Consider the following 371-nt stretch of genomic DNA (forward strand, 5'->3'; position numbering starts at 1 on the left):
CCGCCCTCCATCGGCAGGAAATTATTAGGGTGTGGTAGATCACTGCACCACATTAAAATACCGCCGATGGGAACTGCCAATAATTCAGCGGCTGATTTTTGCAAGGCATTTTCCGCTTGATTAACTGTATCTCGCAATCCGAGATTGTTGACAAAAGTATCTTTATCAGGAATATCAGCTCCGTTCTGGTCTTTCGCTAATCGGGTATCAGCATTGCTATTCGCATTGTTGGCGCTTTGGCTGGCTGTATTAGCTAAATCATATGCTGCTTTCACCGCCCTTGGTGTTGCTGCATGAGTCTCGTTATTACTACCGACATCATTACTCAGGATAACAAATCCTTTATCTTGTAGCGTTGCATCTGGATGGTA

General features: G+C 44.5%; 1 protein-coding gene. It reads right to left on the reverse strand.

The window, feature by feature from the left end; translation table 11 throughout:
• Positions 1 to 371: tail fiber protein (locus tag AAC147_RS12880; RefSeq protein ID WP_047686821.1), on the reverse strand; the 371-nt coding region annotated here is incomplete at both ends.

It is taken from the genome of Xenorhabdus sp. NBAII XenSa04 (assembly GCF_963866145.1).
Classification (GTDB): domain Bacteria; phylum Pseudomonadota; class Gammaproteobacteria; order Enterobacterales; family Enterobacteriaceae; genus Xenorhabdus; species Xenorhabdus indica.